Below are 5,599 nucleotides of genomic sequence, written 5' to 3' on the forward strand. Positions count from 1 at the left end.
GTGTAATGGTAGCTAACCACCACGGGAAGAAAGATACAAGGGTGGGCACGTTTTTGCCTCGTAGAGGTTCTCGCACCCGGAGGGTGTGCACACGCGGATTCTTCATTTTGGAGTAGACAGCTATGTCACGTTATCGCCGCGCAATGGCTGCTGACTCAAGCTATTTCTTTACGGTGGTCACTTACCGGCGTCAGTCGATTCTATGTGACGAAGCGATTCGTAACGCATTGCGTGTGGACATTACCTGACAGTGATGCCGATTTCTCCACCCGTTGGATGATGATCAAGCGAGTGGTTTCTTTGGCCTGCAGAGAAGATTATCGTCGTGCCGACTGGGTGACTGCATCAAAACTCAAACATCGCGAATCAACTATCTGGCAACGGCGATTCTGGGAACACGAAATTCGTGATAAAAATGATTTTGCCCGCCATGTACGCTTGAGCATTTGACGTGAACATCTGACTGAAGGGCAACATCCGCTTTTAAAGCTGCTTCGGCACAGCGAGCAAATGCCACCGCTGGATTGGGCGAAACATGGCACGTTTTGAAATAGTCCTCGGTGTTTTCCAGTACTTGCTGCTGATAAACCTTAGGAAGAAAAGAGCTCATTCGCTCATCATTCTTACGGCATAATCATTCATGTATCACCAGCGTATTTTGGGTGATCTCAACAAACCGACTGGATGCAAAGGCCGTTTCAATTCCGACCAGATTAGCTCGCACCAGTTTCTCCAAGCTGGAGTTGGAAATGTTGCCGGTAGATATAAGCAGCAGCGATGGTTCGCCGGTAAGCAAAAAGGTTTGCACAAAATCATTATCCTTGCTTACCACGACACGACCATCCAGCACAGCGCGTGCGATGACCTCGCTGTCAGGCGTGCGGTTTTTTAGCGGTAAATCCAGTGTGTGCAGCGCATCATGCCCCGCCTCGTTCAGCCAGATTACAAAGCGCCGGGGTAGTTGCGCATCAATCAAAAATTTCATGCCGCCAAATGTACCAAACGTTTAACGTGTGCCAAGCGTGCCGCATAAGATAATGCCGCCAGGATATCCTCGCGCTCCAGGTCTTCATAATCAGCCAGAATATCCTCGGTAGTCATGCCACTAGCCAGCCACTCCAGCACATTTTCTACCGGATAGCGCAAACCACGAATGCAAGCCTTGCCGTGGCAAACTGTAGGATCAATCGTAATGCGATTTCTCATTTTTTACTTCCTTCTTAAATATATTTGCGACGCCAGTTTATATTACCCGCGCATAGGGTGTCTGTTTGAATGCAATCTGCTCACGTCCAAAACGCATCGCGGGCTTAGAAAAATAAAGTGGTAGCGTCTTCTTTCCTTGATTCCGAGGTCAAGCTATGTAGGGTGGGCACGTTGTTGCCTCGTAGAGGTTCTCGCACCCGGAGGGTGTGCCCACCCAACTTGACTGAACAAGTCACATTTGCCATCAACCAAATAAACCATCGGCCCCGAGAATGTCTAAACTGGAAAACTTCGCATGAAGTATTCTTTGGACAACCGAGCACATGGGCTAAGCCAGCATTGAATGTTGCAATTCCAATGTAAATCCAAGACACTAAAGTTATTCGCAAATTAACCGATTCGATAGTTATGTGGTGCTAAACTCGGAGGTGTCTGATGGAAATTCAATTTAATCAAAACGTAAAAGAATTAGCCCAAGCTGATAACAAAAAAGGAAATGATCCGATTGCCCCTGAAGTGTCAGACGTAACACATGCTAGGAACACAGCCAGAAAAGAACTCAATGCAGCCATCATTGAGTCAACCATCAATGTGAGTGCTGCTTCCGGCTCACCGCAAGCTTTAGTATTAAAGGCTGCTTTAGAAGGCATTAACGATGCTCTTCAGGCCACGATGGGTAATAAGGCAATTCAAACCACCTATGACTCTGGCTTAGATATTAGCCCTGAAGCAACTGCCGAACGTATCGTATCATTGAGCACAGCCTTCTTCAGTTCATATCATGAACAACATCCTGAACTATCTGAACAAGAGGCAGTTATCAAATTCTCAGAACTCATTAGTGGTGGTATTGATACTGGGTTTAGTGAAGCAAGAGAGATTTTGACTGGGTTAAGTGTATTGGAAGGCGATATTGCTAGCAATATCGACTCTACCTACGACCTTGTGCAAGAAAAATTAAGCGCCTTCCGAAAAAGTTTCAATCCAGATCAGTCATAAACTGAAAGACTATTTCTTATTGCGATAGACATGGCATGGTTAACACTAATGATGCTTGTCTGGAGACATAAATTTAACACGGATTCGACACCCATATCAAACCCGGTAATGCTCACCTTTACAAGTGCATTGTCAGATCAGATTAAGAATAGCTCAGATAAAGAAGCGGGTCCAACAAGGCGCGATTCAATAAGCAAAAGGAGAAATCGAAATGAAAACTAGCTTTCTGTGTCTATTGGCGATAGTTGTATTAATGGTCAGCGGGTGTGCCAGCACGACACCTATCAAGAATTTGGCATTGCCGCCGGTAAGTACAATCGAAGGAAATGTCGCAAAACTTGATGAGGGTGGATTTACCTTAACGGATAGCTCCGGTTCAATTTATGTAAAAGCCAAATTGCCAGACAACAAGAAACTAAATCTTTCGATTGGGGATAAAATCACTGTATATGGCAATTTACAAGGTGGCCAAGAAAAAATATTTGACGGGTATGTTATCAAGAAATCATCGGGGGAGCAGATTATCGTAACTAATCCAACTCCTCACTTCGGTTTCATTATTCAGAGCGCCTTTAAGTAATGCCGAACACCGCCATGAAATTACTGATGGGAAATAGGAGGGCATCATGCGTACCGTATTAGTCATTGTCTTATGCATCCAACTCGGCGTTCTCGCAGGGTGTGCCAGCAGCGAACGTGTTTATGACAATATCTACGAAGGATTAAAGGGCAGGGACGCGATTATTTACCCCCAAGTCGAACAAAAACCGGCTGAGAAATCCATGTCATATCAAGAGTATGAAGCTGAACGAGGCAAGCTGCTGGAAAATAAAGACAAGAAATGAATACAGAGCACCCGTTACGGTCTAACATGGCGGTCGAGAGTGATGCGCCAAAAGTGGCGCGTCACTCATATTTACGTTGGGCCTCTCAAGTTGCGCCCTTGCTCATATCCTTCTTAGAACCATCTGCGAGACATCAATGATAAGAATCACCATCCTGTACCCGAACAACCAAGGTTCACGGTTCGACTTTTCCTACTATGTTGAAACTCACATGCCCATGTCCATTAAGCTTTTAAGTGCTCATCCTGGCTTCAGGGGGGTATCTGTTGAGCATGGACTTGGAGGAGCTGTGCCGGGGTCAGCTCCGACCTACATCGCAATGTGCCACTTCCTTTTCAGTTCCATCGAGGATTTCCTGGCTGCCTTCATGCCCAACGCGCCTGTGCTTCAGGGCGACATGCCGAACTACACAGACATCGAGCCTGTCATTCAATTCAACGAAGTACTCCTTTCTCAGTAGCCATTCGTTTAGCATGTCGCGGGCCAACCTATCATTTCACCGGATATTGCAGCACGGTAGGGATTTTATTAATCGAACCGACATGTACGTGATTCCTACGCACGGTGGTATGAGAGGGAGGAGTCGTGAGGCTTCTTCCTATCCCGATTAGGTGCCAATCATCAGCGTAATCGGAGATCACAAAGTGCAAAATTCTAACAAATTGCCGACCGATGTTCTTCTCGCCATTCCGCCAGATTTGCCGGTTCCAATTGATGATGGTGCTTGCGCACACATTGAAGGATTGCCTTTACCGTCGGTCGCATTACCAAGCACGGATGGAAACTCGATCAATCTTTCGCAAGTTGGCGGTTGGCTCGTGATTTTCTGCTACCCAATGACAGGAAGACCTGGACGCAGTGTTCCTGATGGTTGGGCACAAATTCCAGGTGCTGCCGGATGTACACCTCAAGCCTGTTCCTTTCGGGATCACTTTGCTATTTTGCAAAAACTGAATGTAAAAACATTCGGCTTGAGCGCCCAAACAACCGACGACCAACTGGAAGCTGCTGCACGTTTACATCTTCCATTTGCATTGTTGAGCGATGCTGATCTGCAGTTCTCGCAATCCCTATGTTTGCCTATGCTTCACGTAAAGGATCTGCATCTCACCAAACGGGTGACACTCATCACCAAGGACGGCATCATAAAAAAATGCATCTATCCAGTGTTTCCGTCAGATAAAAACGTTGAAGTCGTAATTGGGTGGCTATCCGCACATGACACCTAAGCTTTCAGTCAAGCAGGACTTCGTAGAAGCGCGCAGTCCCGTATTTTTACGTTAGGCGTCCAATGCCCTCCGCTCATTGTTTCGTCGCCCAGTTCAGCCGCGCCGCGCTACTTATGCTGGCTTTGCTGCTCGCCAGCTGTACATCCCTGCCACCCCACCAAATCGCTCAAGTAGGGGCGGTTCAGATTGCGTGGATCAAGTCTGGAACTACAACTCCAGTCGTGGTTTTCCAGTCGGGGCTCGGTGACGGTATGGCTCCTTGGGAAGCAGTCATAGAACGACTACCTCAGGCCGTCTCGTACTTCGCATACGACCGTCCTGGCTATGGATCCAGCGGCTCCGTGTCAGACCAACCGCGAGATCCTTGTCGCATCGCGCATGAACTTCGGGAGACGCTACGAAGTGCCAACGTGCCCCCGCCATATTTGCTTGTCGGACATTCGATTGGCGGTCAATATCAGTACGCTTTTGCCAAGCTCTTTCCTGAGGATGTCGCAGGGATGGTACTGCTGGACCCGACCCACCCTGATCATTGGTCGGAAATGCAGCTTAACGCGCCCAATGTAGCAGCCGTAGTTACTGGCCTTAAGACCGTGGCATTTTCGTCGGCGATGAAGGCTGAGTTTGATGGTCAAGGCATCTGCCTTGAGTCTCGGAAACTATTCACGGCACGTGTACCAACGCGAATTCTCGTCCGAACTCGGCACGATCTAACGGAGACTCCTGCTTTCCGAACTATGGTTGAGAGACTTGAGGTAGACTGGCTGTCAATTGTCCCCGGCGCTACCAGACGCGCGGTCGAGGGAGCGGGACACTACATTCAAAAAGACAAACCAGACGTTGTCGCGGACGAAATTGTCTCGTTCCTTCGATTCATTCAATCCCATAGCCCATGATGTCAGGGATGCCTCACCTTTCGCTCAAGCGGGAATCAAGGGTCAGCCAGCTTGATTTTGTAAAGGGCACCTCTAAAAATCCAATTTTCGTCACAAAACTGCGTTACTCGAAAAAAATTATCGCTTACATATCAACTATATGCCGCGCTCAAATTTTTTACTCGCGCCTTGTCTTGTCTATAAAATTGAATTTTTAGAGGCGCCCTAAATTAATTTCAAGAGTAACAAAGCTGACTGTGCATGATGGCGATAGTGAATAGTCAAGCTGACTGCTCCTTGGTTTGACTGTCGATTAGCGTCATTTCCATAGCTGATCTCGGGCTACTGGACAGTCTGAGATTATAATGCCTCACTTCCTACATAAAAAATAACGTAACTACTCACCCCTATAAATAATCAAGAAAACACTTGACAGGTTTTTAGG

General features: G+C 47.3%; 10 protein-coding genes. 8 read left to right on the forward strand and 2 right to left on the reverse strand.

The genetic code is table 11. From position 1 onward, the window contains the following. Nucleotides 1-122 precede the first annotated feature (122 nt). Both MJ769_RS14455 and MJ769_RS10630 read left to right on the forward strand, forming a co-directional pair. A complete protein-coding gene (locus MJ769_RS14455; protein WP_256445718.1) occupies nucleotides 123-248 on the forward strand; it encodes a hypothetical protein in 126 nt (41 codons plus the stop codon). Next, nucleotides 232-450: a hypothetical protein gene (locus tag MJ769_RS10630; RefSeq protein WP_239237103.1), complete on the forward strand. Its 219-nt coding sequence runs from the start codon at nucleotides 232-234 to the stop codon at nucleotides 448-450. Before MJ769_RS14455 ends, MJ769_RS10630 begins: the two co-directional genes overlap by 17 nt. Before the next feature lie 184 nt (nucleotides 451-634). On the opposite strand, the gene MJ769_RS10635 is transcribed toward MJ769_RS10630, so the two are convergent. Together MJ769_RS10635 and MJ769_RS10640 are read right to left on the reverse strand one after the other, a co-directional pair. Continuing rightward, complete coding sequence (locus MJ769_RS10635; RefSeq protein WP_239237104.1) at nucleotides 635-985, reverse strand: DUF5615 family PIN-like protein; 351 nt, start codon at nucleotides 983-985, stop codon at nucleotides 635-637. Next, nucleotides 982-1,206: a DUF433 domain-containing protein gene (locus MJ769_RS10640; protein WP_239237105.1), complete on the reverse strand. Its 225-nt coding sequence runs from the start codon at nucleotides 1,204-1,206 to the stop codon at nucleotides 982-984. The genes MJ769_RS10635 and MJ769_RS10640 overlap by 4 nt, the downstream gene beginning before the upstream one ends. 435 nt (nucleotides 1,207-1,641) lie before the next feature. Here MJ769_RS10640 and MJ769_RS10645 point away from each other — a divergent pair, with 435 nt between their 5' ends. The 6 genes from MJ769_RS10645 to MJ769_RS10670 all read left to right on the forward strand — a co-directional run bounded on the left by MJ769_RS10645 (nucleotide 1,642) and on the right by MJ769_RS10670 (nucleotide 5,175). Beyond that, nucleotides 1,642-2,205 (forward strand): DUF5610 domain-containing protein, encoded by a 564-nt coding sequence (locus tag MJ769_RS10645; protein ID WP_239237106.1) that lies wholly within the window; start codon nucleotides 1,642-1,644, stop codon nucleotides 2,203-2,205. Nucleotides 2,206-2,416: 211 nt separating this feature from the next. Further along, nucleotides 2,417-2,785 (forward strand): hypothetical protein, encoded by a 369-nt coding sequence (locus tag MJ769_RS10650; protein ID WP_239237107.1) that lies wholly within the window; start codon nucleotides 2,417-2,419, stop codon nucleotides 2,783-2,785. Between the two features lie 46 nt (nucleotides 2,786-2,831). Further along, a complete protein-coding gene (locus MJ769_RS10655) occupies nucleotides 2,832-3,050 on the forward strand; it encodes a hypothetical protein (protein WP_239237108.1) in 219 nt (72 codons plus the stop codon). Nucleotides 3,051-3,186: 136 nt separating this feature from the next. Next, on the forward strand, nucleotides 3,187-3,510 hold the full coding sequence (locus MJ769_RS10660; RefSeq protein WP_239237109.1) for an EthD family reductase: 324 nt from the start codon (nucleotides 3,187-3,189) through the stop codon (nucleotides 3,508-3,510). Between the two features lie 184 nt (nucleotides 3,511-3,694). After that, entirely contained in the window at nucleotides 3,695-4,279 is a 585-nt protein-coding gene (locus MJ769_RS10665; RefSeq protein WP_239237110.1) for a peroxiredoxin, read from the forward strand. 62 nt (nucleotides 4,280-4,341) lie between these two features. Beyond that, a complete protein-coding gene (locus tag MJ769_RS10670) occupies nucleotides 4,342-5,175 on the forward strand; it encodes an alpha/beta fold hydrolase (RefSeq protein ID WP_239237111.1) in 834 nt (277 codons plus the stop codon). The last annotated feature ends 424 nt before the right edge of the window (nucleotides 5,176-5,599 follow it).

This window comes from Candidatus Nitrotoga sp. BS, assembly GCF_927797785.1.
Classification (GTDB): Bacteria; Pseudomonadota; Gammaproteobacteria; order Burkholderiales; family Gallionellaceae; genus Nitrotoga.